Genomic DNA, 1,118 nt, shown 5'->3' on the forward strand with positions numbered 1-1,118 from the left:
GCGCGGCGGGCGCGGCCGGCAGCACGGCAGCGAGCGAGGTGCGCACCACGATCGCCGCCGGCCCCGGCGCGGCGAGCGCGGCGGCGAGCGCCGGCATGTCCGCGTTGCTGTCCACCCGCGTCACCGGCACGCGGAAGGAGGCGCACCAGGCGACGAAGTCCGGGTTCTCGAGCGTGGTGCCGGAGACGCGGCCGGGATGCGCCTTTTCCTGGTGGATGCGGATCGAGGCATAGGTGCCGTTGTCCGACAGGATCATCTTGAGCGGCACGCCGCGCGCGACCGCCACGGCGAATTCGCCCGCCGTCATCAGCGCGCCGCCATCGCCGACCGCGGCGATCACCTGCCGGCCGGGATAGCGCAGCGCGGCGGCGACACCCGCCGGCACGCCGAAGCCCATCGCGCCCGAGACGGGCGCGAGCAGCCGCTGCGGCGGCGTCCATGGGGTCTTGCGATAGAAGGGCGCGCCGAAGGTGCCAGCATCCAGCGCCACGATCGCATCCGGCGCGGCGATCTCCCCGATCCGGCGCGCGACCTCGGCGAAGGCGACGCCATCGGCGTGGGTGCCGGCACGCACGCCCGTGTCCGCCACGTGCAGCGCGCGCAGCCTCGCGTTCCAGGCGGCGCGCGCGGGTGGCGCGGCGGGCGCTTCGGATGCGAGCGCGGCGATCAGCGCGAGCGCATCGACGGGCAGCGCGAGCTCGGTCGGGAACAGCCAGCCGAGGAAGCGCGGCTCGGCGCAGACATGCACTAGGCGCTGCCCCTGCGCGGGCCAGGTCCAGCCCTGCGTCGTGATGTCGGTCAGCCGCGTGCCGAGCGCGATGACGAGGTCGGCTTCCGCGAAGGCCGCGCGCTGCGCGTCGGGGTTCCTCAGGCCGAGGTCGCCCGCATAGAGGTCATGCCCGTTCGGGAACAGGTCCTGCCGGCGGAAGGACACGGCGACGGGAAGGTTCCAGGCCTCGGCGAAGCCGCGCAGCGCCTCCCGCCCGCCGGGGCGGTCGAAGGCGTGGCCGGCGAGCAGGATGGGGCGTTCGGCCCCGCGCAGCAGCGCGGCGAAGCGCGCGGCATCGGCGGGCGCGGAAGATCGCGACCAGCAGCGCGGCGGCTTCGGGATGCGCGGC

The 1,118-nt window shown here is 75.7% G+C and carries 1 protein-coding gene; it reads right to left on the reverse strand.

Annotated elements, in window-relative coordinates; all coding sequences use genetic code 11:
• A partial coding sequence (locus HW577_RS25415; protein ID WP_232475245.1) for a thiamine pyrophosphate-dependent enzyme occupies positions 1-1,118 on the reverse strand: 1,118 nt, incomplete at both ends.

Origin of the sequence: Neoroseomonas rubea, assembly GCF_016106015.1 — a bacterium.
Lineage (GTDB): Bacteria > Pseudomonadota > Alphaproteobacteria > Acetobacterales > Acetobacteraceae > Neoroseomonas > Neoroseomonas rubea.